Genomic DNA, 25,902 nt, shown 5'->3' on the forward strand with positions numbered 1-25,902 from the left:
AATCTATTCGATCGAGGCACCGGGGCGCCGCCACTTGGCCACTCGCATTATGCCGAGCCATCACCCTTCGCAGCAAGCGAACTCACAATGTACTCCGCAATCGCCAGAGAGGACGTCGCACCGGGAGAGGGTGCATTGCGAATGTGCGTCACCCGCTCACCGTAATCAATCCGAAAATCATCCACGAGAGCACCACTCCCGTCCATTGCCTGAGCGCGAATACCCCTCGTCATCCGCGTTGCATCGGCCCCCTCGAGAGCTGGCACGTATTTTTGAGCTTCGCGAAGGAACATCTTCTTCGATAGCACTGTGCGCGCCTCACGAACAGCGCTGCCCATATTCTTTGCAGCAAACCGCCAGAACCCCGGGTTCGTCAACGTTTCGAGGAGGTCCTTGGGGTTCAGCCCAAGACCGTGATAGCCCTCGCGTGAGAGAGATAGGAACGCGTTCGGCCCAACCATCATCTCGCCATCGAACCGCTTCGTAAGGTGCACTCCAAGAAACGGGTACTTCGGGTCTGGCACCGGGTACACCAACCCGTTCAGCACTCCACGGTACGCGGGCTCAAGCAAGAAGTACTGGCCAAAGAAGGGAACAATGCTTGGCTCGGCTGATGCCCCTGCGCCGTGCGCAAGCCTGTCGGCCTGCACCCCCGCGCAGACAATGACCCTGTCGAACCGAAACTCCCCCTGCGTGGTCTGCAGGGTCACCCCGTCGGCACGCTCTGAGATCGCCCGCACCTCACAATCAAGTTTGAGCTCGTGACCAGCCGAGACCACGTCGGCCGCGAGAGCCTCGGTCACCGCGGCATAGTCGACTATCGCGGTACCCGGTGATTGCAGCGCCGCGACGCCGTGCGCGTTTGGCTCAATGTCGGTGATTCCCGCTGGGCCCAGCATCTGCACACCGGGCACACCGTTGGCGAGCGCACGCTCGTAGATGTCACCGAGGCGCGACTCCTCTTGTTCGTTCAGCGCAACTACCAGCTTGCCGCACTCAACATACGGGAGCCCCCGCTCGGTGCAGAAGTCCTTGAGCAGATGAACACCCCGGCGGCACAGGCGCGCTTTCAGCCCGCCTGGCTCGTAGTAGAGGCCAGCATGCACAACTCCAGAGTTGTGCCCAGTTTGGTGGCCTGCGACGTTCTTCTCCTTGTCAATGAGGGTGACCGACGCGTGCGGAAACTGCTGGCTGAGCTCCCGTGCGACAGCGCAACCGATGATTCCGGCCCCAATTACGGCGATCGTCTCTGTTGCCCCTGCGCCAGTCATCCTGCTCCTCATTGTGGGTGAATGCCGTGCGCCACTCCGCACGGGCTCTGCGCGAAACGCTACCACCTGTTGCATGCAACACGCAAGCGTATGGGCAGCGCCCAACCTCGCCACGGAGTCTCCCGCGGCACGCGAAAGCCCGGGCGCCCACCAGTGCGATGCTGGTGGGCGCCCGGGCTTTCCGAGCGTCAATACCCGAGCTGCGGTGCTTTCATCTCGCCGGCGAGGGTTTCTCCTTTTAGATAGCGTTCGAGATTCAGCCGGAACTCCGTTTCGAGCCGCCTCAGGTTTCCGGACGCCCGAAACGAGGTGTGCGGAGTCACGAACAAGTTGGGCACGTCCCAGAGTTCGTGCTCACTTGGCAGAGGTTCTTCCTCGAAGACATCAACAACCGCTGCAGAGATCGCGCCACTTCGAAGCGCATCTTGCAAGGATCGCGTCTCGACGATCTCTCCACGGCCAACGTTGATAAGAACAGCAGTGTTTTTCATGGCGTCGAACTCGGCTGTTCCGATCATGTGACGGGTCTCGTGTGTGAGCGGCGCAGCAATAACGAGATAATCGGTCACTGGCAAGAGCGTCTTCAGTTCAGATTGCGGCACCACTCGGTCAAACCCCTGTGCCGGCGTCCCAGTCCGGTTGACCCCCAGCACCGTGCTGCCCATTGCTTTTGCCCGCCAAGCAACTTCCTGCCCAATCGAACCAGTGCCAACGATCGCGACAGTTGAGCCTCCGATCTCGTCAGCTTCGGGCCGTGTCCACTGTCGAGCCCGCTGCGCGTGCACAAGCTCTGGAAACTTGCGGGCATGATAGAACATGCTGGCGAGCACAAACTCGGCAATTGGAGTGTCAAACGAATGCCCTGACCGAGTCGCTCGAAGACCGTTCTCGAGGCGAGCAGTCAGGCCATCGCGCAGAATCCAGTCAAAGCCCGCAGCTGTGAGCTGAACCCACTGCAGGGATCTGTTCTTCGCGAGAATCTCGTCAAAAATCTCGTCACTCAGGGCGCTCATCCACAGAATTTCGGCTTCCAAGTAGTGGTCTTGGATTGGCCCGTCCATTGGAACTGTTCGGAAAGTGAGGTCTGGATAGTCAGAGGCCAATGAGCGGATGGAAGGCTCCATCCGCTCACTGACGAGAACGCTTCTGGTCACTTGGTGAGACTCTCCGCCGCAAGCAGCTCCTCGACCGGAATCCCCTGCTCCGCAGCAAGCATGCGTTTCGTATAGGTCACGCCGCCTTTGGCCCAGACGTCATGCGAAACCTCGTAGAGAATCACGAACGTACTCTCCCTCGGTGAACCATGTTTGACCATGACGTCCGTGAGCTCCGCGATGATCTCTTCGCGTTCGACCTGCGAACGTGGGCTCATCTCGACTCGAATATTCGCCATATTGCTCTCCTTCGGTAGTTTTTCCTAAATGCGTGCGAGTGCAGAGTCCGAAAGCTCCGCTTCGGCCGCCATGTACGCGAACGCGAACTTTGCTTCTGAATCGAGCACGCGTTCGAACACAGCTTTGGCTTCGGCAGGGCGTCCGTTGTAATGAAGCCAATTCCCAACGCCGTAGAGCTGTGTGACGTTCACAAGCTCACGCGAGTCAGACACCCCTATAAGGTCTTCCGGAGTTCGTTCACCGGCATACAAACGCATTCGTTCGGTGTAGCCCGGGTCGCTTTCGTCGACCTCACTTAATTGCGCGAAGCGTGCGAGTACGGCGTGTGCCTCTTTCTCGTCACCAAGACGTCTATGGATCATGTAGAGCCAGTCAAGACTTGCTACCAGCGCCTCAGCGTGTTCCGACACCTCAAATGCGCGTTCGAAGTTTTCAGCTGCTTCTTGAAGCTCTCCATTGAGGTACAGCGCTACACCAAAGTGGTAGTACACCGCAGAGTAGAACGTTGTGCTGTAGATGGTTTCCCTACCTCGAGCTTCACTCTTCGGCAAGAACTGTTCTCTCACCAACTCGTCGCGGCCGAGCACGAGATTCACAATGTCCTTTTCGACCTCATGTTGGTAGAGCTCGTAGCCGTCTTCGACGGTCTCAAGGTGCGCGAGCGCATGCCTTGAATCTTCAATGGCCCCGTGAAAGTCTCGGATCGAGATCCGCCGGTGCGCGCGGTAGCGCCGCAGGATCGGATTATCTGGGTCTCGCTCAAGCGCTTCAGTCAGCAGCTCAACTGCTTCATCGTGCTTGTCGAGGTACCCCTTGAGCCGCGCCGCAAGGACGTATCGGTCGTTTTCTGATGGGATTGGCAACTCATTCTCCTCAATCACTTATCCAGCCACAGGTACTTGTAGAACCTGAATGTTGGGGTTGGGTCTCCCGCATACCCCATGACGTAGTTCTGAACCACGTCGTAGTTCGCGTCGACAAAGGTAAACGCCGACGGTCCGCGCTCTGCAAGAATTTGCTCTGCGTCCTCATACAGTTGCTCACGCTTGTCGCGGTCGAGCTCTCCACGAGCCTCGACGATTAGCGCTTCGTACTCTTCATCGGCCCAGTGCCCGTAGTTCAGCCCTCCGTCGCTGAGATAGCTCGCTGTGAACCTCTCGTCGGGGTCATACGTCAAGCCGAACCCAGACTGGAACATATCGAAGTCTGCAGATTTCGCTCGTTCAGTCGCAACTGTTGCCTCAAGGGACTCAATCGTGACCTTGATCCCGATCTTCGCCAACTGCTGTTGCTCAACCTCAGCCTGTCTCACTTGGAATGCCGAGGTAGAAATCACCATCAACGTGGTATCGAACCCGTCTGGGTAGCCGGCTTCAGCGAGCAGTGCCTTTGCTTTCTCGAGATCAGGCTCTCCGTAGACTGGCTCCCTAAGCGCTCCCCATCGCCCTTTGGGAAGATACCCCCCATTCAGCACTGTGCCACGCCCGGCATTTGCCACGTCGAGGAGCTCCTGCCGGTCAAGAGCGTGGAACACGGCTTGGCGCACTCGCACGTCATCGAACGGTTTCTTTCCGGCATTGAGCTGCAAATGCAATGAGAGCGACCCCGACCCGCCATACCACTTGAGATCTTCGTCTTGCATGAGGGAATCAGCAAACTCCGGTGCGGCCCGCCAGAGGAAGTCCACCGTGCCGCTGCGAACCGCGGAAGCTCGGGCATTATCATCGGGATTAAAACTGATATCGATTCCGTCAAGATAAGGGACGCCCTCCTCCCAGTACTTGTCGTGCGCATCGAGAGTGATTTTCTGACCCATGACGCGCTCCCCCAATTTGAAGGGTCCACTGCCGCCGTCAACAGTGCCGTTGAGCCCGCCAGCCTCGGCCACCTCGCGATCCACGATTGACGATGCGCCGGTTGAGAGCATCGTAAGCAGCGCCGCATCCGGCTGTTTGAGAGCGATCCTCACTTCGTGCTGATCAACGGCCGTTACGCTCTCAATCGATTGAAAGCTCCCGGCGCGCGGCGCATGGGTATCCGGGTTCAAGATACGTTCGAGCGAGTACTTGACGTCTTCGGCGGTCACCGGGCGACCACTGTGGAAGAACGCATCCTCACGCAAATTGAAGGAGAGCTCCATGCCGTCATCGGACACTTCCCACTCTTCGGCGATGGCTGGCTGCAGCTCACCTCGGTAGCTTTGGAGCAGAGATTCGTAAACCTGTTCGTTGATGACGAAGGCGGTGGTCTCGCTCATCTTGTGGGGATCGAGCTCAGTCGCGTCAAGTCTCACAAGAAAGCTCAGTCGACCTCCGGCCTTGGGAGTACCGCCCGGGTCCTCGTCTTCCAACCGAATTTCCGTTGTCGAGCTTGACCCTGATTCCCCTGGCGGCGGCCCGGGAGCACCCTTATTGCCACTACACCCAGCGGCGAACAGCAACGCTGCTGCCACCGCGGCTGCGAGCAACGCGGATTTTTGGTGATTAGTCATCGTTGACTCCTTTGTCTTTAGATTCGTGGGCAGAGCTACTCGCGGCAGCTCAAGTCCCCTGTGTCAGCAAACTTCTTTGAGCACCCGCATCCAGTTTTCCCCCAGGATTAACTTGATCTCTTCAGGGGAGAAACCCTGTTGCAAGAGGGCCTGCGTGATGTTTGGGAAGCGGCTTCCGTCTTCCATGCCGATAGCACGCCGGTCATCGAACGATCGAACGCCAACCATTGCCGCAACTGCCGAGCTCTCGTATTCCTCCCGATAGAGCGTTTCCTCGTAGTCTGTCGCTACTGCAACAGACTCCACCCCACCGACCTCAGCAACATGGGCGACATGTTCCGCAAAGCGCTTCAGATCTGGCCGGCGTGTCTTGTCATCCGGGTAGTAGAGAAACCCAGACAGCGTTGTGATTCCCATCACACCGCCTTGCGCTGCAAGGGCCCGCACGAAATCGTCTGTCTTTGCCCTGATGTGTGGCGAAAGCTCGTGCGCAAATGAGTGCGTGACTACCACCGGCGTTGACGACGACGACATGGCATCGAGACCAGTGCGTTCGCCGCAGTGGGATACGTCGACCACGATTCCCAGTGCATTCATTTCTCGCACGAACTCTCTTCCGAAATGAGTAAGGCCCGAATCTTCGTTCTCGCCACATCCAGCACCTATGAGATTCTGCCGCTGATATGTCAGCTGCAGGAACCTCGTTCCAAGGTCGTAAAAGGTATTCAGTAAGCCAATATCCGCGCCGATCATCTCGGTGTCTTGGGGGCCAAACAACACTGCCTGGCGAGATTCTGCCTTCGCTCGCCGAACATCATCGACGGTCAATGCAAGCACAAGTTCGTCAGGGTGAGCGTCGATCCATCTCCGCGCTGCTCCGATCTGAGACAGAGCCTCGCGAGTTGTCGCATACGGCGTACATACCGTGTGGTTGATAGCCGTGACACCGCCCCTGCGCATCCGATCAATGTGATCGTCTGACAGTTCAGCGACCATGCTCGCGTCGAACACGATCGATTCGTCATGTAGTTGCTGATGGCTCCCAGCAGCAAGTTCATTCTGCAATTCCGCCTCCTCTTTGATGCGTACTGCGAGATTACTACGAACAACGTGGATAATCTAGATATAAATGAAGTAATTCGAACCATTGTTAATAGAAAATGACGAATTTCGTCATTTGGACTGGCCGCTATCAGACGCGCTGGTCACCCAGGCCCGCCCGAGGGGATAATCGCTTACCAGGCCCAATTGCTCCCGCTAACCCGCTACGAAATGCGTGGACGACGTGGAGTAGAACTCGAGCCCTCTCGGGCCTTGCTCTCGCGGCCCATAGCTTGACGCCTTGGCCCCGCCGAAGGGCGCATGCAACTCCGACACCGCAGGAGAAGCATTCACCGTGATGAGGCCCGCCTCCGCCTGCTGTTGAAATCGCTCACTTCGTGCCAGAGACGAGGTGATCAGCCCTGACGTCAGCCCAAAGGGAACGTTGTTCGCAGCGTAAAGCGCCTCGTCGAACTCGTCGACTCGGCTCACGCAGGCAACCGGACCAAACACCTCCTCGCGGTTGATACTCATCTCCGGGCGTCCAGCGACAAGCAACGCCGGGCTCATGAAGTAGCCCTGCGAAGGTCGCTCTAGAGCTTCTCCCCCAATTAGCAGCTCAGCGCCCTCGCGTTGTGCCAATTGAATAGCCTGTAAGTTCGTGCCGAACTGGGCCTCATTCGCTACCGGCCCCATTTGTGTGGTCGGGTCAAGAGCATGCCCGACTCGAACATCTCGTAGTCGGTGGGTAAGAGCGTCAACGAGTTGGTCATGGATCCCTGACATCACAATGATCCTCTGGGAAGCCGTGCAGCGCTGACCGGTGGAGCCAAAGCTTGAATCGACGATCGCATCCAGCGCGATCTCTAGATCTGCGTCGTCCGCGACAATAAGAGGGTTCAGTCCACCCATCTCGGCTTGGATCCGTTTCCCGCCCACCGAATGGGCAGCGGCTAGCAGACGTCTTCCCACCAGAGTCGAACCCGTAAAGGAAACCGCGTCTACATCAGGGTGCGTCGCAAACAGTTCCCCGACAGTGGCCCCACTTCCAGCAACCAGGCTAAACACGCCCGCAGGAACGCCGCTGTGGTGAAGAATCCGGCTGAGTTCCCACGCGGACCCGGGCACTGACTCTGCTGGCTTGAACAGCACGGCATTTCCTGCCCCCAGCGCTGGGGCAATTTTCCAGGAAGGAACAGCGAGTGGGAAATTCCAGGGCGAGATAATGCCGACAACCCCGACTGGGCGCGAACGAGTGTGAATCCGAACCCTTTCCCGGCCTGAGTGCAGCGTGATGCCCTCTTCGAAAGCGACCTGACTCGCGAAGTACTGAAAGGTCTTCCCAGCGCGCGTTGCCTCCGCGATAGCATCTGCCAGTGGCTTACCTTCTTCACGCGCCAGCAGGCGCCCAAGCCGTTCTCGCTCTCCAATGATGAGCTCTCCTGCTCGCTGCAAGATCTCCGCGCGCTCGAACGGCGAAGTGCGCGCCCACCCTCTCGCAGCATGGTTTGCAGCGGCGATCGCAGTCTCTGTTTGCGCTCTAGATGCCGTGTCAAAATGTCCGATTAGATCACTCACATCACTGGGATTTCGATTCTCAACGCTGAGGTCTCCGTTGACCCACTGCCCGTCGATAAGAAGTGGAAACTTAGAATTCGTCATGAAGCCCCTTAGAGTTAGTGCGGTGTTTCAGGTTGACGCCGGCTATCGACCGAGGGCCTCGAGCATGGCCTCCGATATATCTACGGCCATGCGTTTCAATGCCTCTTCAGTCATCGCAGCCATATGCGGAGTAACGGTGAGGTTGTGTGCTTGGAACATCAGATCGTCGATTGCCGGGGGCTCTTGCCGAAACACATCAACCACAGCGCCCCCGAGCTTCCCTCGCCGGAGCGCTTCGAGCATCGCCACCTCATCGACGACACCGCCCCTTGCCGCGTTCACAATGACCGATTGATCAGGCATCGCGGCGATGATGTCAGCCGTTATCAGGGGCCCAGTGCCGCCAGGAATGTGGATGCTCAGCACATCGGATTCGGAAGCGAGCGCACGTAGGTCGACAACGCGCTCGATGCCGTGCTGAACGAACACATCATCGGGAAGAAATGGATCAAAGGCACGGACATGCATGCCGAGGGCACGTGCTTTGCCGGCCACGGCGCGTCCTATCGCGCCGGCACCGACAATCCCGAGCCTGGAGCCCGAAATCTCTCGCCCGATGAGTTGCGCCCGCTGCACCTGGCCAGGAAGCGAACCGTGGTCACGTCGAAAACCTCCGCTGCGCAGCACTTGTTCAGCCTCAGGAATGCGTTTCAAGCGCATAGCCATAACGGCGATCACGTACTCGGCGACCGAATTGGTGTTGCTCCGGGGCGTGTTGACGACGCGAATGCCGCGCCGAGCAGCGTACTCCAGATCGATATTGTCGGTGCCTGCACCGTGCCTGCCCAGTACGCGTAGCTTTGGAGCCCTTGCAAGCAAATCTGCTGCTATTGGCGTACTCCGCACGATGAGCCCCTCGCAGGCGAGTAGCGCTTCTGACAGACGCACATCGCGCGGCCCAGTAAGCTCGATAAGCTTGGTGTGAGATCGCAAGATATGTAGCCCAGCAGCGTGGATTGGTTCGAGCAGCGCAACGACTGGCAGTTCTTCGCCCCGATGAGGAATAGACCGATTCATGTTTCTTCCTTGGGTTGTAGAGTTATCCGTCGGCGGGCAGCTGCGACGGAACCAGCGGCCCACCCGCAGTGCAAACTTCGATCAACCTTGGTCCCGTCGCGCTCTGCTGAAACGCGATGAACTCATCTACCGTCGAAACCCTCTGCGCTTGCAGTCCGTAGGCTTGCGCGAGTGCCGAGAAGTTGGGGTTCTTCAGCGCTGTGCCACTCTCACGCCCTGGGTAGGCCCGGTCCTGGTGCATTCGGATAGTGCCATACGCACCGTTGTTGACCACGATAATAGTCAGATTTAGGTCGCTCTCGACGAGCAGACTGAGCTCGGGAAGTGCCATAGTGAAGCAGCCATCTCCAGCAAACACGTACACGGGCCGGTGCGGGTTCCCGTGAGCCGCGGCGATTCCCGCTGGCAAACCGAATCCCATGGCGCCACTAGCCGGGGCAAGCTGCGTGCCATACTGCTTGTACCTAAAGTACTTGTGCACCCAAATCGCGTAGTTGCCAGCACCGTTGGCGACAACCGTGTCTGGCTCCGCGTGTGCATCGATCCACGCCACAATTGCAGCGAGTACGTCGTCCGGCACAGTTGGCGTAGAGCGTACGGTCTGCTCCTCCCGCAACTGCTGTACCCAGAATTCCCTGCCCCGTACTGCGTCAGAGCTTCCCATCACGCCTCGGAAAAACTCCAACGGGCTCCCAATGACAGCAACGGTCGCAGGAAGATACCGATCGAGGTCGCCCTCGGTTGCCGCCAGGTGAATGACTCGACGGGTGTTCTTTGGGCTGAGGATCGAATACCCTTGCGTTTCGACGTCGCCGAAGTGCCCACCGACGCTCAGTATTAGATCTGACTGCTCCAGCCGACGGAGCATCGCCTCGTCGGCATTGAATCCGAGATGACCAGCGTAGACATCTGAGCGATTGTCAATGTAGTCCTGGCAACGGAACCCGGCGATGATCGGTAGCTGAAAATGTCTCGCAAAATCCACCGCCACGGCCGCGGTCTCCGAGTTCCATTCTGAACGGCCGAGTAGCAAGATGGGGGACGAAGCTTCAGTCAACAACTGCGAGATTTCGCGTTGCTGCGTTGAAGAAGGAGACGAGGACACGGGGGCAAGTCGGGGTGGAACCATAGCGTCTCCGACACAGGCCAATATGTCTTCGGGCATCTCCAGCACGACGGGGCCTGGTCGGCCCGTTGTCGCGACTCTCACTGCTCGGGCGACGGTTTCGGGAATGCGTTCTAGTGTGTCCAACGAGGCCACCCACTTCGCAATGCCTCCGAAGGCCTGCTGAAAATCAACTTCTTGAAACCCACCACGACCGCGGTCACGCAAGGCGACCTGCCCAACCAACACGATTAGCGGCAGCGCGTCCTGCTGCGCAGTATGAACCGCAATCGCGGCATGCATCGCCCCCGGGCCTCGACTGACAGCGACGACGCCGACCTTTCCATTGAGCTTCGCACTCGCGACCGCCATATTTGCCGCGCCTGCCTCGTGGCGACAGGCAATCAACTCAATGTCACGATCCACGACGGCGTCGAGCACCGGCAGAAAGCTCTCGCCCGGAACACAGGTGATCCGATCGACCCCCTGAGCCATCAGCGCCTCGACGACCAGTTCACCACCACTCTGTGATTGAACTACCTTCAATTTAGTTCCTATCCTTATCCGCAATATCGGTTCATGCCTGCGAACGCAGACGTGGATCAAGAGAGTCTCGCAGCGCGTCGCCGAGCAAGTTGAAACCCAGCACCGTTATGAAAATGCAGACACCGGGAACGAGCGAAGGCCAGATGGAGATCTCTACGAAAGCCTTCCCCGAGGCGAGCATCGCTCCCCAGGAAGCAGCTGGCGGTTGAACGCCCAACCCTAGGTATCCCAGGGAAGCCTCTACAAGGATCGCGTAGGCGAGACTAATAGTGACCTGCACCGCGATTGGGGCGAGCGCATTCGGCAGAATGTATCGAAAGACGATGTAGCTATCCCTTGCACCGATTGCGCGCGCAGACTCGACGAAAGGTTCTTGCGCCAACGTAATAGCGGCGGAGCGTGCAATCCTTGCAAATGTAGGGATAAACACAATTACCAGGGCGAGAATCAAATTCTCTATTGCCGTCCCGAGCGCGGCAACCACAGCCAGTGCCAGCAGCAACGTCGGGAAGGCAAACAGCACATCCATGAACCGCATGATGATGTTGTCGACCAGCCCGCGGTAGTAGCCAGCTAGAAGCCCCAGAGTAACGCCGATAATTGCAGCACAGGCGATCACTGTAATACTGACTGTTAGTGAGGTGCGTGCACCGTAGATCGAACGGCTAAGCAGATCGCGGCCTGCTTCATCTGAGCCAAGTAAAAAGACGGAGTTTGGCGAGCTTAGACGCCACTCAGACATCGCCGTTGGGTCGTAAGGCGCAACCAAGGGCGCTAGCACCGCCGCAAGCGCTACGACGACGACGATGAGGCCGCCGGCCAAGCCAACCTTATCTCTCAAAAGGATGCGAAATAGCGAACGCTCGGCTTGCGCAGACCGTTTGCGCATTCGCTTCAGACGCAGTGGTTTTCTCTGCGTCGGTATCGTCATGGTTGGAGTTGTCATGAGGAGCCCCTCTACTTGTGGCGCAAGCGCGGGTTGAGGTAAATGTACAGAATGTCAACGACGAGGTTGACCACAACGTAGAAGACCGCCAAGAAGAGAATCGCGCCTTGCACCAACGGGTAGTCGCGCTGGCTAATTGCACGAATCACCAGGCTCCCAATTCCGTTCCAAGAAAAGACCTGCTCGATGACTACCGTCCCCCCTAGGAGCGCGCCAGCTTGGATGCCGATAACCGTCACCACGGGTATAAGCGCGTTTCGAAGGGCATGCCGCGTCAGCACAGTGCCCTCGCGAAGCCCTTTCGACCGCGCGGTTCGAACGTAGTCCTCCCCCAACACTTCAAGGAGTGATGATCTGGTCATTCGAAATGTGATCGCAGCGAGACTGGCGCCAAGCGTAACGGCGGGCAGTACCAAGTATTGAAAGTGCCCCCAAGTCGGAGCGAACGGGCTGGAGCCGCCCGAAGGAAGCCAACCTAGCTGGACCGAGAAGACGAGGACGAGGAGAATTCCCAGCCAAAAGTTTGGCAGCGAGAGCCCCGCCAACGACCCGATCCGACCAACCGAGTCCAATGGGCCGTTGCGTCGAGTTGCCGACAGAACTCCCAAAGGGATCGAGATAGCAATTGACACTATTAGCGCCGCCAGAGCGAGCTCCAGAGTGGCGGGAAAGAGTTCAAAAATCTCAGTAGTCACAGGCCGCCCGGTGCGCATGGATGTCCCAAGGTCTCCCTGAAGCAATGCACTAAACCAGACAGTGAATTGCTGCCAGACGGGTTGGTCGAGCCCGAAGTATGCACGCATCTGAGCTTCAAGCTCTGGGTCACCAAAATCTTGACCCAGGATGGAACTCACCACGTCCCCGGGAATCAATCTCACCAGGAAAAAAGAGATGATCGAGATTCCAAGCAAGACTGGAATCACGGAGAGAAGGCGCTCTCCGATCGCTCGTAACATAATGTGGCCCTTCGTTACTCATCGTCATTGATGGGAGGAAGCAGCTGCGAGCGCTTCGCGACACGGAGCACCATGACGGTGCGGAAGCTCACGATGCCTGCGGTTTTGCTGAGCTGATTGGAGGTAAAAGAATGGAGGTCTTCGACGTCTCGGAAGTAGCCGACGAGCGTGAGATTGAATTGGCCGGTGCAGTGGTAGACATAGCTGAGCTCCGACATTGCGCTGAGCGCCTCGATGACTTCTTCGGTGACCTCAGGCTCAGTCTCGACGCGAATAAGCACGTGGATGTGGTAGCCCATATAGTCAGGTTTGGCCATCACGGTGAAGTTGATGATTCCATCACCAACAAGACGATCAATCCGCCGGCGCACTGCCCCTTCCGACATGCCGAGCTTTTCGGCGATCGCCACGTTACTCTGGCGCGCATCCTGCAGGAGTTCACGGATGATTTGCTGATCCTTGAGCTGTGAGCTATTCATCTTAGCCTCCAAAATTGGTGAAAATCGTCAATAATCGAAGACTAGACGACGAACCTCGTCTATGCAACACTAAGAATTGACGCATCACGGACGATCGTTCACACAGGAGGCTTCCATGGCATTGCTCGAAGTAGAGGGCCTAACTACCGAGTTTCGTACGCACGGAGGCACGGTCCGGGCCGTCGACGATGTGTCGTTCCACATCGATGCCGGCGAAACACTCGCGCTCGTCGGCGAGTCAGGCTCTGGAAAATCAGTCACTGCACAATCGATCATGCGTCTTGTCGCTCGCCCAGCCGGCCGGATCGCTTCTGGTTCGGTCTATTTCAAGGGACGAGACCTCATGTCTCTCAGCGAGAAGGACATGAGGAGGGTACGTGGCAGCGGCATCGGCATGATCTTCCAAGATCCCATGTCATCACTCAATCCAGCTCTGACCATTGGCCGACAAATCACGGAGAGCCTCGCCCTGCATCTTGGAATGCGTCCCAAGGCGGCTGAACGCCGGGCTGTGGAACTCCTGACCCTTGTCGGCATACCAGCCCCGGAATCTCGAATATCCTCATACCCGCACCAGCTGTCGGGCGGCATGCGTCAGCGAGTGATGATTGCAATCGCTCTCGCGTGTGACCCTGAACTTATCCTCGCAGACGAGATCACTACTGCACTCGACGTCACTATTCAGGCTCAGATTCTCGAGCTCCTGAAATCCATTACGGAGGAGAGCGGCACCGCGGTGCTGTTCATCACACATGATCTAGGAGTCGTTGCAGGAGTCGCCGAACGAGTGAATGTCATGTACGCAGGCCAAATCGTCGAACGGGCGACGACAACGGACCTCTTTCGGCAACCGCGCATGCCCTACACCTGGGGCCTACTCGGTTCAGTACCTCGACTCGACCAGCAACGTCAAGACCGCTTGCGCCCCATACCTGGAAGCCCTCCTGACCTTCGCGAAGAACAGCCCGGCTGCAGATTTGCAGACCGCTGCAAGTACGCGCAAGAAGTGTGCCGGGAGTCCCCTCCCGAACTACTTCCAGTAGAACTGAAATTCGGTCCGGGCCACGAGGCCAGGTGCTTCGCGACCCACGATGACGAGTGGCTTGGGCTGTCTCGTTGGCCAGAGCAGACCACCAAGGGAACGGTGAAATAGTGAGTACGACCACAGCTTCAGAATCGCAAACAGCCCCGCTCGTATCAGCTCGGAATATGAGCGTTGAATTCGCAATCCCCAACCCCAAGGGCGGTGCCCGCAAACTCAAATTGCGTGCGGTCACAGATCTCTCCTTTGACATCTGGCCCGGAGAAACTCTAGGCCTGGTCGGCGAATCTGGTTGCGGAAAGTCGACGACCGGGCGGGCTGTACTGCAGCTTGTACCACCGACCAGCGGTTCCGTGAGCTTCGATCAACGTGAGCTCACATCGATGTCTGCAAGCGCTATCCGACGATCCCGACGCGATATGCAGATGGTCTTTCAAGACCCCTACGCCTCTCTCAATCCTAGGATGAGCATCGGCGAACTCATAGGTGAACCGCTCAAGATTCAAACCCGGCATTCAACTCAGGTTAGAAAGGCTCGTGTTCTTGAGATCATGGATCGAGTTGGTCTAAAAGCAGAGTGGTACGAACGATTTCCACACGAGTTTTCGGGAGGACAACGCCAACGAATTGGCATTGCACGAGCTCTCGTGTTGGAGCCTCGATTCCTCGTGCTCGATGAGCCCGTTTCCGCACTCGATGTTTCAATCCAAGCTCAGACGATCAACCTCTTAGAAACACTCCAAACCGAACTGGGGTTAACGTATCTATTCATTGCCCACGACCTGGCAGTGGTGCGACATCTTTCGACGCGCGTCGCAGTGATGTACCTAGGCCGCATCGTCGAAATTGGTGACCGGGACAAGATCTATGAGCAACCCCGCCACCCGTATACCAAGGCCCTTCTCTCGGCTGCGCCAATACCTGACCCGGATGTTGAGAAAGAGCGCGAACGCATCATCCTCAAAGGCGATGTTCCGAGTCCGCTCTCACCGCCATCAGGGTGTGCATTCAGAACCAGATGCCCGATCGCATCAGAGCGATGTGCGACCGAGACTCCACAGCTCAGGAGCCTCGGAGGTCGGGAGGTTGCGTGCCACTTCGCGTAGGGCTGCGACGCACCACCCCGAGCCCCTACCTTGCCTCCGAGAGTGCCCCCTTGCCACCGTGTGCAAGGGGGCACTGTCGGAGGCAAGTGCAGGGTTGGCGCCGAGCCGCCCGCGGCGCCGAGCCGCCCGCGGCGCCGAGCCGCCCGCGGCGCCGAGCCAGGGCGAGCCGCCCGCTACTGGCGCGCGGCGATCGCGGCGTCGAGCGCGTCGGTAATGTCATTCACATACTGGGGTTGAAAGCGCTCCCCCTCGAGAAAGAACGACGGTGTGCCACTGACCTCGAGCGCCTGGCCGGCTGCGAAGTCAAACTCCACACGCTCGCGGGTTGCAGGGTCTGCGACCGCGGCATCGAAGGCCGCCATGTCGAGCCCGAGCTGCTCGGCGTAGCCGCGGAATCTCGGGGCCTCCGATTCCTGTTTCTCGCCCCATTCCAGCTGAGTGTCGAACATGAGCTTGTACATCTCGGTGAACTTACCCTGCTGCGCCGCAGCCTCGACGGCGAGCGCGCTCGTCATCGAGTTCTGGTGGCCAGGAATCGGGAAGTAGCGCACGACAAAGTTCACTTTCCCCGCATACTTTTCGCGCATCTGCTCCATCACCGGGTAGATCTCGCGGCACGCTTCACACTCGAAATCGAGGAACTCTACGATGGTGGGCGCGTCGACACCGGCATCTTCGAGATAGTGAGAGTTCTCTTCGACGACCGGCACTGCCGGGGCCACTGCGCCACCGTTTGTTTCGCCGAGCGAGGAGGCGCCGGTCGAGGAGCCGCCGAGCGAGGCGCCGCCCGGCGAGCCTCCCGTCTTGCCGAGCGCGAGCACAATGAGCAAGATCAGCACAGCGGCGAACACCGTCGGAATAGTGATGAGCGCGGCCTTCGCCGAGGTGCTCAGCCGCTTGCGGGCCGGCTCCGAGGCCAGCTCCGAACCAGGCTGCAAACCCGGCTCCGAGGCCAGCTCCGAACCAGGCTCCGAACCAGGCTCCGAACCGGGCTGTGGGGTGGGTGCGTCGGTCATTCTGAGTCCTTTCGGTACGCGGTAACGGCGTCGCGTTCGGCCGCCGCCGCGAGATAGGCGTTGTATTCGTCGAGGGCGGCGTCTTCAGCCGAAGCGCGATGCCGTGCGCCGCGCATGTCGCTCTTACGCCACTTCGACAGGGTGATGATGAGTACGACAAGCAGCGGCAGCTGCCCGTATGTCCAGACGAGGCTCCCGCTCAGCGACTGGTCGAAGGCTCGGGTGATGCCCCACCCCTCGGGTTCGCCCGAGTACCAGCTCAGCATGCCGCTCGCGCTGCGCAGCAGCACCAGCCCAAACAGGGCGTGAATCTGCAGCTCGAGAAACGCCCCGACGAGGCGCACCGAGAACGACGGCTTTCGCGGTAGCGGGTCGAGCGCCCACAGCGGGGCGCCGCCGATCACGCCAAAGATGAGCACAAGCGCAAGGAACGCCTGGTGGCCACCCGGCACCGACATCACCCAGCTGATCGCGTCGGTGAAGAACATGCCGGGGAACGCGACGATCGCCACGACAATCGCGACGATCGGGTGCAGCAATACCTGCGCGGCACGCGAGCGTTGGGCCGCGATCGCCCCGCGCACGATCCACCCGCCGACTCCCCGGTGCGGTGTGGTGCGCAGCAGCAGCGTGCCAGGCGACCCCATGAGCAGCAGCGGTGGCGCGGCGACGAGCAGGGTGATGAGCTGAAACACGAGCGCGGTGATGAGCTCGTCGGCGTAGTCGTTTACCAAAAGCCCGGTCGCAGCAAACCAGGCTGCACAACCGAGCACGAACGAGATCGTCGCGGGCACGCTCCACCGGCGGCCGCGCACCCAGAGCGAAATCGCGCCGGCGAGATAGGCGACCATGCAGAGCACGGCGAGCCACCCGAGCGGGGGCACGCGGGCGAGGTCGAGAACGAAGAGGTCTGCAATCTGCAGGGGTGCTGCTGGAGCGCTGCTCGTGAGGGTCACGGGTCGATGCGCCTTTCTCATGACGGGCGGCGAACCGCGGGGCAGAGTGGTTGGCGGCGCGGTCGCACGTCGGCGAAGGATCCGATCACTGCGATCATGGCTGAGCTCTGCACGGGTAGCGCGCCGCACACCCGTGCCTCCCGAGCGCGGGGTTCAGGTACGACTGATCGAGAGCAGCCGAAACAGCGGAAGGGCGCGAGCACGCGGATGCGCTATCGCCGCCTGAAGCAGCACGAGCGGGCCGCGCCGCAGGGAGGCCCAGGTGAGCGAAGCCTTGGCGGCGAGAATGGCCAGCGACACGAGCAGCACGAGCACGCACACCGCGCCGAAGCCGAGCGTCTGCTCACCGCCTGGGAGTTCAGGAGCGGCGGCTGGTGCCAGCAGAGACGGGGTTGCCTCGGTTGCCTGGCCTGGGGCCGACGCGGCGCCGCCAGCCCCGCTGCCAGCCCCGCTGCCCGGCGCGGGCTCGCCCACCTGGGCTACACCGCTCGTGGTCGCGGCGCTCACCGAAACAGCGGGTGTCGAGTCGGCCCCGTGCACGTGCGGGCCAAGCATCGCGAGTGCGAGAAACGACACGAAGGCGACGAGAAACAGCACGCCCCTCGCAGACACCGGTTGCACCCCGGCAACTCTAGCTCGCATCGTTCACCGCCTCACGTTCTCCCACAAAGTAGCACCGCGACGTTGGAGAAGAGCTGGGACTGGGCACCCCGCCTCGTTTCACCCCGGCAGAGAACTTTCTGCACGAAACGCGCGTTTTCGGCGCCCGATAACGCGCGTTACTCGCAGAAAGCTAGCGAGGGTGCGCCCCCTCCGCACCGGGGCCCGCGTTGTCGCGTGACTGCGCCAGCCACTCGAGGTTGACGTGCACCGCGATGTCGTCGACCGCGATCTCCTCACCCGACGCCGTTCGGGCAGCGACGGTCACCGGCTCTCCGGTCGCCCGATCGACGAGAGCGAGCGGGCCGCCGGCGTCTTGCAGGTGCGCGTTACCCCACTGCATGAGCGCAAACACGACGGGAAACAGGTCGCGGCCCATGCGCGTGAGCACATACTCGTGCCTGGTGCGCTGCCCCGGTTCACGGTAGGGCCGTTTGTCAAACACCCCAACTTCGACGAGCTGTTTGAGGCGGGCGGCGGCGACCGCATCGGTGACGCCAGTGCGGGCCGCGAAATCGTCAAAGCGGGTGGTGCCGTAGAACGCCTCGCGGAGCAGAATCATCGCGGTGCGCGAACCGACGGCTTCCATCGCCTTGCCAATCGAGCACTGCGCGGTGCTCCAGCTCGAGCGGTCGGCGAGCGGGCCAGACAGTGTGACGGTCATAGGCCAATTCTACCCCCTGGCTTGCGAAAACAAGAGTCAGCATCGTAGGGTCTAGCTATGGCATTCAATAGTCAGAGCGGCGACGTCGCCACGCGATCCACCATTGACAGTTTCTTGCGCACACCTCCCAACGGCGTGCGCCCCGCCCCTCCCGAGCTCTGGGGGTTCGGCGGGCTCCACGGCGGGCTCGCCATCGCAGCGATGGTCGACGCCATGGCGGCGAGTGCGGAGCCGACAGGGCAGACGGGGGCTGGCGCGCAGCGACTCCGCAGCGTCACCGGGCGGCTGCACCGCGCTGTTCGCGAGCCGTTTAGCGTCGCGGCCCAGACCGATGCGGCCACCCGCAGCACGCGCTCCGCAAGCGCACGGTTGTTCCCTTCGGCCGACGAGCAACCGGCGGCACAGACCGCGCCGGTGGCCCCGCTCGCCAGCGCCACCTCACTGTTCGGCAGTGACAGCCCGGCGCCGGCGCCGGCCTTCGCACCCCCGTTCCCCGATGTGCCCGCGTGGCACGCTGGGGGCCTGTTTAACCCGCCTCCCTCGTTTGTGCCGGTGAGCGAGTTTTACGAGCTGCGAGTCACGGGCACAAACCGCCCCTTCGCCGGCGGCACCGACCCGAGTCTCACGGCCTGGGTGCGCCTCACAGAAGACGACCAGCCGCCCGGCCAGTTGCGGCTGCTGTTTCTCGTCGACGCGCTCGCGCCATCGATCTCAGCTGTGCTCGACACCCCGCAGCCCGTTCCCACGATCGAGCTGAGCGTGCAGTTCTCCGGGAACCGCGCAGTCTCGCCCTGGGTGCTGGTCGACGCGCGCACGGCCGCTTCGGGCCCAGACGGCTGGGTGACCGAGACGATTCAAGTGTGGGGCGAAGACCGCGCGCACCTCGCCTCGGCAACTCAGCTCAGGCTCGTTCGCCCGCTGCCAGCGCCCTAAACGCACCCCCACCGCCGCTCACCCACGCCCCACGCCCCGCCACACACCACCCACCACCCACCACCCCAATTGAAAGGACAGCTCATGAGAGACGCAGTAATTGTCGAGGCCGTGCGCACCCCCGTCGGCAAGGGTCGCCCTGGCGGCGCGCTTGCGGGCGTGCACCCAGTCGACCTGCTCGCCCATTCCCTCGCCGCCCTCATCGAGCGCACGGGCGTTGACCCAGCGCTCGTCGACGACGTCATCGGCGGCGTCGTGAGCCAGGTCGGCGAGCAAGGCGGAAATCTCACTCGCCGTGCGGCGCTCGCCGCGGGCTTTCCCGAGACGGTTCCAGCGACCTCGATCGACAGACAGTGCGGCAGCAGTCAGCAGGCGGTGCACTTCGCAGCGCAGGGCGTGATCTCTGGAGCCTACGACATCGCGATCGCCGCCGGGGTCGAATCGATGAGCCGGGTGCCAATGGGGGCCTCGGTCGCAGGCACCCGCGATGTCAACGGCGTCGCGCTTTCGGAGCGCTACCCCGACGGCTTCATCGACCAGGGTTACTCCGCCGAGCTCATCGCGGCGCGCTGGGGCATTGCCCGAGAGCGCATGGACAGCTTCGCGATCAGCTCGCACGACAGGGCCGACGCCGCGACCCGCTCCGGCGCGTTCGACGCCGAGCTCGCCCCGCTCGCCGGGCTCACCCACGACGAGGGCATCCGCACCGGCAGCACGCTGGAGAAGCTCGCGACCCTCCCGCCCGCGTTCTATAACGAACAGATGGCCCAACGTTTCCCGCAGATCGAGTGGAATGTCACCGCCGCGTCTGCGAGCCAGATCAGCGACGGATCAGCCGCGCTCATGGTGACGACAAGCGAGATGGCCGCACGGCTCGGGCTCACACCCCTCGCGCGCGTGCACAGTTTCGCGGTTGCGGGCGCCGACCCGCTCTACATGCTCACCGCAGTGATGCCCGCGACCCAGAAGGTACTGCAGCGAGCAGGCCTGTCACTCGATGAGATCGACACCTTCGAGGTGAGCGAGGCCTTCGCACCCGTCGTGCTCGCCTGGGCGAAAGAGACCGGCGCCGACCTGACGCGCGTCAACGTGCGCGGCGGCGCGATCGCGCTGGGGCACCCGCTCGGCGCGAGCGGCGCACGCCTCATGACGACCCTCGTGCACACTCTGCGTGACACGGGCGGTCGCTATGGTCTGCAGACCATGTGTGAGGGCGGCGGCATGGCGAACGCGACGGTTCTCGAGCGGCTGGGTTAGCACCGTGCGGCCCGCACAGGCCGCACATGCCCCGCTGGCCACGCGGGCCCCACAAGCCACGCGGGCCCCACAAGCCACGCGGGCCCCACAGGCGGCACGAACCGCACAGGCGGCACGGGCCCCACAGGCGGCACGCCTACGGCGCCCCGGCAGCCCATGCCTCCCACAGCCGCGCGTACGGGCCGCCCGCGGCGCGCAGCGCCTCGGGCGGCCCGTCTTCGACGATGCTGCCGCAATCCATCACCAGCACGCGGTCGCACGATTCGGCCTGCGAGAGTCGGTGCGCGATCATCAGCACTGTTCGGCCGGTGCACGCGGCCCTGATCAGCCCGTCGAGCTCGCGCGCTTCTGCGGCGTCGACCCCGGCCGTCGCCTCGTCGAACACCATGACAGGGGCCTGCCGAAGGAGCGCGCGCCCGACGGCCAGCCGGTGCGAGAGCGCTCCGTCGGTGCGCGCGTCGCTGAGATCGAGCTGGGCCATCGCCCCGAGCCCGATACGCTCGGCTACATCGCGCACAGCACCCGCACCCGCTGCGGGGTTCGCGAGTTGCAGGTTCTCCGCCAGCGTGGCTTCGAAGACGTGAGGGTGTTGATCGACGACGGTGACAAGGCACGCAGCTGCGTCGCCCGGGAGCTGTGACGGGGCCCTGCCGAGCACCTCGACGCGACCCGAGGTGGGGGCCAGTTGGCCCGCGATCAACTTGGCAAGCGAGGTCTTCCCCGCGCCCGAGGCACCCACGATCGCGACGATTTGCCCCGGAGCGATCTCGACCGTCACGTCACGAATTACCGGCACTCCAGCAAGATCGAGCGTTGCGCGGCTGAGCGCCACTACCGGTTCCCCCGGCCCCCTGCGCGGCAGCTCGAGCGTCGAGCTCGGCTCGGCGCTCGCCGCGGCATCAACAACACCGACCACCCGTCGCAGCGCGGCGCTCGCTGCCAACAGGTCGTCGAACACGAGCAGCAGCCCGCTCATCGGAGCGAACAGCGCAAGCATCACGAGCAGCGCCGACGTCGCCTCACCGACGGTCGCCTGCCCGGCGGCCACGAGCGCGTGCCCGGTGAGCAGGAGCGCGACCGTGCCCAGCATTTCGGCGATGCCAAGCCGCAGAAAGAAACGACTCTGCACGATGCGAATACTCAGCGCGCAGCGCACAACGGCCCAAGATTTTCTGCTGAAGCGCCCCTGCACCCGGGCCGCAGACGCGTACGCACGAATTGTCTCTCGCGACCGCAGCGCCTCGTAGAGCCAGGCCGAGCGGCGGGCAACGGCGCCGCGCTCGGCGTCGTAGAGGCGCGGGGCACGCCGAAGATACGCGCGCACCGCACAGACATGCACGGGCACGACGACGAGCACGGCTGCGAGGAACGCCGGGTGCAGCGCGAAGAGCCCGGCAAGCGTCATCGCGATCGCTGCCGCGGAGCTCGCTAGGGCGGGAATCGGCCCGGCGATGGCCTCGCGGAGTGCGTCGACGTCGTCGCTGCCGCGCGAGGTGAGCTGCCCGGCAGACACGCCGTCGGAGATGCTTGCGGGGAGCCCAAGGGCCGCCGCGACCGCCCGCAGGCGAATGTCTGCGAGCACGGCCTCGAGACCGAAGGTGAGCACGACTGCTGCGGCCGCGCCGATGACCGCCGCAACGAGCAGCCCAGCCAGCGCGACCCCCGCGATCGCGAAAGCGGCACCGGCGTCGTCTCGCTCAACGGCGTCGACGAGTCGCCCGAGGGCGAGCGGAAAGATCAGCCCGGCCGCCGCCGCAACCACGAAGAGCAGCAGCGCCCCGAGCAGCCGCCACACAAGCGGTCGTACCCGAGAAAGCAGCCACCGCCTGGAGCGTGCCGCGGAGGCCAGGGGCAGCGAGGGGCTCACCGTAGCAGTCCTCGGTAGCTGGCGATGCCGAGAAGATCGTGGTGGGAGCCCCTGCTCACTGTGTGCTCTTCGAGCAGATGCACCTCGTCGGTCACCGCGAGCAGCGCGGGGGCGGTCGTGACGATGAGCACCGCCCGGCCGGCGGTCGCCGTGCGCAGGGCGTCGGCGATGAGGCGCTCAGTGACCGGGTCGACGGCCGAGGTGGGCTCGTGGAGCACCAGTACCGGCGCCGGCGATGCGAGCGCCGCTGCGAGCGCCGCGCGCTGGTGCTCGCCGCCCGAGTGCGGCGCTTCGACCGCTTGGGCGGCCAGCCGCGCTGCAGCGGGAGCGGGCGGCAACGAGGCTCCCGCGATCCGCCCTGATGCGACAACAAGTCGTGCCGCGAGCGCGTCAGACCGCAGCTTCGCCGCGTCGTCGCCGTCGAGCATGACCCGCACCGTGGTCTCGGTGTCGCACCGCCGAAGCTCATCAACGAGCGCACTCGCGAGGCTGGAGCCGGCGACGACGCCGACCAGTTGGCCGCGGTCGACCGCAATAACCTGGCGGGCGCGGTGACCGGCGTGCCCGCGCTCGCCAAGGCGAATCTCGAGCGCTGGCAGTGGTCGCGCACCCGCCGGCAGCGCAGCCGCCGGCAGCGCACCCGCCGGTAGGCCACCCGCCGGCAGCGCACCGACCCCGCCGACGCGCTCAGCCGGCTCCGGCCGCGCAGCCGGCTCCTGCATGAGCGCGAGCACCCGCGCGGCCGACGCGAGGGCGGCCAGCCACACCGCGGCCAGGTTGATCGAGAGCGCCTCGAGCGGGCCGATGACAAGCTGCACCAGACCAACAACAATCACGAGCTGCCCGATGGTGATCTCGCCGGCGAATGCGAGGCCCGCCGCAGCCACCGCGACCCCAACGACGAGCAGCGCCGAGAGCGCCCGAGACAGCGCGACAAACCGCTGCTCCGACGAGCGGGAGCGCTTGGTTGCGTCGAGCGCCTCGTCGTTCGCCGCGGCATAGCGCGCCAACGCCCAGTCGCGCGCCCCGAAGCCGCGCAGCGTCGCGGCCCCGGTGAGCGTGTCGGCGGCGACCGAGGTGACGCCCGCGATGCGCTCCTGCTCGTGCTCGGAGCGTTGCCTGAAGGGGCGACCGATGAGCTCCATCGTGAGCACGAGGGCGAGCCCACCCAGAAACACGGCGACACCGAGCGGCCACCAGATGAGGGTAAGGGCGATCGCCGCGTATCCGAGGGCGGCAATCTCCGCGACGGGGTACACGGTGATCAGCACCGCGCGGGAGAGCCTCGCCACGTCGGAGCCAGCGATCGAGAGCAGCTCACCCACGCCCCTCGCACCCGCGATACCCGTGGGCGCAAGCACCCGGCCTACGACGGCCAGCCGGAGCCTGTGCTGCACGCTTTCAACTGCCCGCAGCCCGAGCCGCGAGCCGAACTGTGCCGCGAGCACCAGCACGAGAAAGTCGGCGACGAGTAGGCACGCCCACCCGAGGGTGCTCCCGAAGTCGCGCGCAGCGATGCCGTGATCGATCGCGAGGCCGATGATCACCGGCACGGTGAACTCCGCGACCTGTTGCACGACCATGAGCGCCGCGGCACCAGCGCCAAGGCGCGGAGCCGCGGCGAGCGCGCGGAGCACGAGCGCACGCGGGTTGCGCGCACCCGCGATGCGCAGCGCGACGGGCGTCATGCCGCGGCGAGGGTCAAGAGCAGCTCGCCCCATCCAATCGCCCGCGCCACCGACCGCAGCCCGGCAGCTTCGACGACCGCCTCGAGCTCGGCGCGCGTTCGCAGCCCAACCCCGTTGACGCAGAGCGCGAGCAGGTCGTCGCCCGCATCGTGATCGTCGATTTCGTCGATGCCGAGCAGGGTTTCGAACACCAGCAGTCGCCCGCTGGAGGCCGCTGCGCCCCGCAGCAGGTGCGCCGCGTCGGCGTCTGGGAGGTCTCGCAGCGCGCCGACGAGCAGCGTTGTGCCGTCAGTGTTGGGCCACGAGTCGAGCCCGGTCCCGTGGATGACCTCGACGCGGTCGCGCAGCGCCTCTGGCAGCACGGCGAGCTGCGCCGACACCCGCGACGGGCGTTCGAGCAGCGTCACCCGAAGCGCCGCGTCGCTTGCGAGCGGCCCGGCAAGCACCGCGAGCGCCCCGTCGCCAGCCACGGTGACGTGCTCTCCGGCGGCAAAACTCACCTCGGCTGAACCGAACGATGAGGCGACGTAGCTGAGGTCGTCGGCCTCGCTCGCGACGATGGCCGTGTCGAGGGCTTCGTCGTCACGCCGCGTGACTGCGCGGCCGCCGCCGACTGGCTGACCGGTGCGCACGACGTCGAGCAGCGAACCAAGCGCAAGCTGTTCGCGGGCGCGGGGGTCAGCAAGGTCGAGCCCGCCGGTCTCGCTCTCGTCGTCGAGCGCGCCGCCCGCCCTGGTGAGCGCCCAACCGCCGTCGCGCTCTTCGAGTAGCTCGATCGTCGCGAGATAGCGCAGGAGTCGGGCGAGCGCGGGGCCGTGCGCGCCGAGGGCCTCGGCGAGTTCAGTCGTCGACCGCGGGCCGCCGCGCAGCGCCGGCCCGATTCCCAGGGTGATGGCCGCGCGCAGCGCGAACGGCGGCACGAGGTCGCCGAGGTGGTGCAGGTCTGCGTGTTCGTCGTCGTCGATGTCGGCGTCGAGGTCGTCGCCGACCGGTGCGCGCCAGTACCCGGTGACCTCGACCCGCTCGCGATCGAGCTCCCGCTCTTTGCGCAAATAGGTGCGGATCGGGCGCAGCACCCCCGTCTCCCCCGCAAACCAGCAGAACGGGTCGCCGTCGCGCCATGGCTCCGCGAGCACCGCGTCGATGAGCGCGGTCGAGCGGGCGGCCGGTACGCCCGCTCGATGCAGCCAGCGCACCTCCATGCCGGGCGGGTGGTCGATCTCGAACTCGCTTGCGGCGTCGTCGACCTCGAGCAGCGCCACTCCCCTCGCGTCGCGCGGCATGGTTTCGAGCCAGCGGGCGAGCGCGGGGATCGCGGTGTCGTCGCCGCCGATGAACAGCCAGTCGGCGCCCTCGGGTTCGAGCCACGCCATCTTCGGGCCGGCGATGTGGATCTCGGCTCCCGGGGCCACCGTCTCTGCCCAGTCGGTGGCGACGCCGCGCGCGTGCCTGGCGAAGTCGAGGGTGAGCACTCCGGCCGCCGCATCGAAGTCGCGCACCGTGTAGGTGCGCGACTCCGCGCGCGGGTCGCGCGGCCAGTCGATGAACCGGTCTCGCTGCACGGGCAGGCTGAGCTTGCCGGTGTCGGGGTCGGGGTAGAACACCTTGAGTTCGTCATCAAAGCCGTCGGAGGCGAACGGGGGCAGCGTGAAGCCGTCGCGTTCGCCGCCCAAGAGCTCCGCACCCTCGAGTTCGACGCGGCGCATCCCGGCGCTCACGTCGTAGACGCGGCGCACGGTGAGCTTGCGCAGACTGATCGGGTAGGTGAGCTGGGGCCGAATACTCTTCGCCATGTCGCGCCTTCC

General features: G+C 63.0%; 23 protein-coding genes. 4 read left to right on the forward strand and 19 right to left on the reverse strand.

Translation table 11 applies throughout. The features are described 5' to 3' along the window. Positions 1-47: 47 nt before the first annotated feature. From lhgO to ABD115_RS11635, 12 genes are all read right to left on the reverse strand, one after another. Positions 48-1,271, reverse strand: a complete 1,224-nt coding sequence (lhgO, locus tag ABD115_RS11580) for an L-2-hydroxyglutarate oxidase (protein WP_343960952.1) — start codon at positions 1,269-1,271, stop codon at positions 48-50. A gap of 188 nt (positions 1,272-1,459) precedes the next feature. Beyond that, the gene (locus tag ABD115_RS11585) at positions 1,460-2,425 is read right to left on the reverse strand and encodes a D-2-hydroxyacid dehydrogenase (protein ID WP_343960954.1); all 966 of its coding nucleotides are present in this window, start codon (positions 2,423-2,425) and stop codon (positions 1,460-1,462) included. Continuing rightward, on the reverse strand, positions 2,422-2,664 hold the full coding sequence (locus ABD115_RS11590; RefSeq protein WP_343960956.1) for a tautomerase family protein: 243 nt from the start codon (positions 2,662-2,664) through the stop codon (positions 2,422-2,424). Before ABD115_RS11590 ends, ABD115_RS11585 begins: the two co-directional genes overlap by 4 nt. Positions 2,665-2,688: 24 nt before the next feature. Further along, a complete protein-coding gene (locus ABD115_RS11595) occupies positions 2,689-3,546 on the reverse strand; it encodes a tetratricopeptide repeat protein (protein ID WP_343960958.1) in 858 nt (285 codons plus the stop codon). After that, entirely contained in the window at positions 3,543-5,156 is a 1,614-nt protein-coding gene (locus tag ABD115_RS11600) for an ABC transporter substrate-binding protein (protein WP_343960960.1), read from the reverse strand. The genes ABD115_RS11595 and ABD115_RS11600 overlap by 4 nt, the downstream gene beginning before the upstream one ends. Before the next feature lie 63 nt (positions 5,157-5,219). Continuing rightward, on the reverse strand, positions 5,220-6,221 hold the full coding sequence (locus ABD115_RS11605) for a dipeptidase (RefSeq protein WP_343960962.1): 1,002 nt from the start codon (positions 6,219-6,221) through the stop codon (positions 5,220-5,222). Positions 6,222-6,413: 192 nt separating this feature from the next. After that, positions 6,414-7,859, reverse strand: coding sequence for an aldehyde dehydrogenase family protein (locus ABD115_RS11610; RefSeq protein ID WP_343960964.1), 1,446 nt, complete (start codon positions 7,857-7,859; stop codon positions 6,414-6,416). A gap of 42 nt (positions 7,860-7,901) precedes the next feature. Continuing rightward, positions 7,902-8,876, reverse strand: coding sequence for a hydroxyacid dehydrogenase (locus tag ABD115_RS11615; RefSeq protein WP_343960967.1), 975 nt, complete (start codon positions 8,874-8,876; stop codon positions 7,902-7,904). Between the two features lie 22 nt (positions 8,877-8,898). Beyond that, positions 8,899-10,527, reverse strand: coding sequence for a thiamine pyrophosphate-dependent enzyme (locus tag ABD115_RS11620; protein WP_343960969.1), 1,629 nt, complete (start codon positions 10,525-10,527; stop codon positions 8,899-8,901). A 31-nt stretch (positions 10,528-10,558) separates the two neighbouring features. Continuing rightward, positions 10,559-11,473 carry an ABC transporter permease gene (locus tag ABD115_RS11625; RefSeq protein ID WP_343960972.1) on the reverse strand — a complete coding sequence of 305 codons (915 nt, stop codon included), beginning with the start codon at positions 11,471-11,473 and terminating at the stop codon, positions 10,559-10,561. Positions 11,474-11,484: 11 nt separating this feature from the next. Next, positions 11,485-12,429 (reverse strand): nickel ABC transporter permease, encoded by a 945-nt coding sequence (gene nikB, locus ABD115_RS11630; protein WP_343960973.1) that lies wholly within the window; start codon positions 12,427-12,429, stop codon positions 11,485-11,487. 14 nt (positions 12,430-12,443) lie between these two features. Continuing rightward, entirely contained in the window at positions 12,444-12,908 is a 465-nt protein-coding gene (locus tag ABD115_RS11635; protein ID WP_343960975.1) for an Lrp/AsnC family transcriptional regulator, read from the reverse strand. 115 nt (positions 12,909-13,023) lie between these two features. On the opposite strand from ABD115_RS11635, the gene ABD115_RS11640 reads away from it, so the two are divergent. Together ABD115_RS11640 and ABD115_RS11645 are read left to right on the forward strand one after the other, a co-directional pair. Next, positions 13,024-14,061 (forward strand): ABC transporter ATP-binding protein, encoded by a 1,038-nt coding sequence (locus ABD115_RS11640; RefSeq protein WP_343960977.1) that lies wholly within the window; start codon positions 13,024-13,026, stop codon positions 14,059-14,061. A 56-nt stretch (positions 14,062-14,117) separates the two neighbouring features. Beyond that, positions 14,118-15,056: an ABC transporter ATP-binding protein gene (locus ABD115_RS11645; protein ID WP_343960979.1), complete on the forward strand. Its 939-nt coding sequence runs from the start codon at positions 14,118-14,120 to the stop codon at positions 15,054-15,056. Positions 15,057-15,229: 173 nt separating this feature from the next. Here ABD115_RS11645 and ABD115_RS11650 read toward each other — a convergent pair whose 3' ends face one another. The 4 genes from ABD115_RS11650 to ABD115_RS11665 form a co-directional block, all read right to left on the reverse strand. After that, the gene (locus tag ABD115_RS11650; protein ID WP_343960981.1) at positions 15,230-16,072 is read right to left on the reverse strand and encodes a DsbA family protein; all 843 of its coding nucleotides are present in this window, start codon (positions 16,070-16,072) and stop codon (positions 15,230-15,232) included. Next, positions 16,069-17,028 carry a cytochrome c oxidase assembly protein gene (locus ABD115_RS11655; protein WP_343960982.1) on the reverse strand — a complete coding sequence of 320 codons (960 nt, stop codon included), beginning with the start codon at positions 17,026-17,028 and terminating at the stop codon, positions 16,069-16,071. The genes ABD115_RS11650 and ABD115_RS11655 overlap by 4 nt, the downstream gene beginning before the upstream one ends. 153 nt (positions 17,029-17,181) lie before the next feature. Further along, positions 17,182-17,670 (reverse strand): hypothetical protein, encoded by a 489-nt coding sequence (locus ABD115_RS11660; RefSeq protein ID WP_343960984.1) that lies wholly within the window; start codon positions 17,668-17,670, stop codon positions 17,182-17,184. Between the two features lie 151 nt (positions 17,671-17,821). Next, on the reverse strand, positions 17,822-18,352 hold the full coding sequence (locus ABD115_RS11665; protein WP_343960986.1) for a winged helix-turn-helix transcriptional regulator: 531 nt from the start codon (positions 18,350-18,352) through the stop codon (positions 17,822-17,824). A 57-nt stretch (positions 18,353-18,409) separates the two neighbouring features. On the opposite strand from ABD115_RS11665, the gene ABD115_RS11670 reads away from it, so the two are divergent. Together ABD115_RS11670 and ABD115_RS11675 are read left to right on the forward strand one after the other, a co-directional pair. After that, on the forward strand, positions 18,410-19,285 hold the full coding sequence (locus tag ABD115_RS11670) for a thioesterase family protein (RefSeq protein WP_343960988.1): 876 nt from the start codon (positions 18,410-18,412) through the stop codon (positions 19,283-19,285). Positions 19,286-19,369: 84 nt separating this feature from the next. Beyond that, the gene (locus ABD115_RS11675; RefSeq protein ID WP_343960990.1) at positions 19,370-20,542 is read left to right on the forward strand and encodes an acetyl-CoA C-acyltransferase; all 1,173 of its coding nucleotides are present in this window, start codon (positions 19,370-19,372) and stop codon (positions 20,540-20,542) included. A 136-nt stretch (positions 20,543-20,678) separates the two neighbouring features. On the opposite strand, the gene ABD115_RS11680 is transcribed toward ABD115_RS11675, so the two are convergent. Genes ABD115_RS11680 through ABD115_RS11690 form a run of 3 tightly spaced genes read right to left on the reverse strand, consistent with a single transcriptional unit; the run spans position 20,679 to position 25,890 of the window. Then, entirely contained in the window at positions 20,679-22,409 is a 1,731-nt protein-coding gene (locus tag ABD115_RS11680; RefSeq protein WP_343960993.1) for an ABC transporter ATP-binding protein, read from the reverse strand. Beyond that, positions 22,406-24,097 carry an ABC transporter transmembrane domain-containing protein gene (locus ABD115_RS11685; RefSeq protein WP_343960995.1) on the reverse strand — a complete coding sequence of 564 codons (1,692 nt, stop codon included), beginning with the start codon at positions 24,095-24,097 and terminating at the stop codon, positions 22,406-22,408. The genes ABD115_RS11680 and ABD115_RS11685 overlap by 4 nt, the downstream gene beginning before the upstream one ends. Continuing rightward, complete coding sequence (locus tag ABD115_RS11690; RefSeq protein WP_343960997.1) at positions 24,094-25,890, reverse strand: SIP domain-containing protein; 1,797 nt, start codon at positions 25,888-25,890, stop codon at positions 24,094-24,096. The genes ABD115_RS11685 and ABD115_RS11690 overlap by 4 nt, the downstream gene beginning before the upstream one ends. Positions 25,891-25,902: the final 12 nt, after the last annotated feature.

The organism is Leucobacter albus (genome assembly GCF_039528015.1).
Lineage (GTDB): Bacteria > Actinomycetota > Actinomycetes > Actinomycetales > Microbacteriaceae > Leucobacter > Leucobacter albus.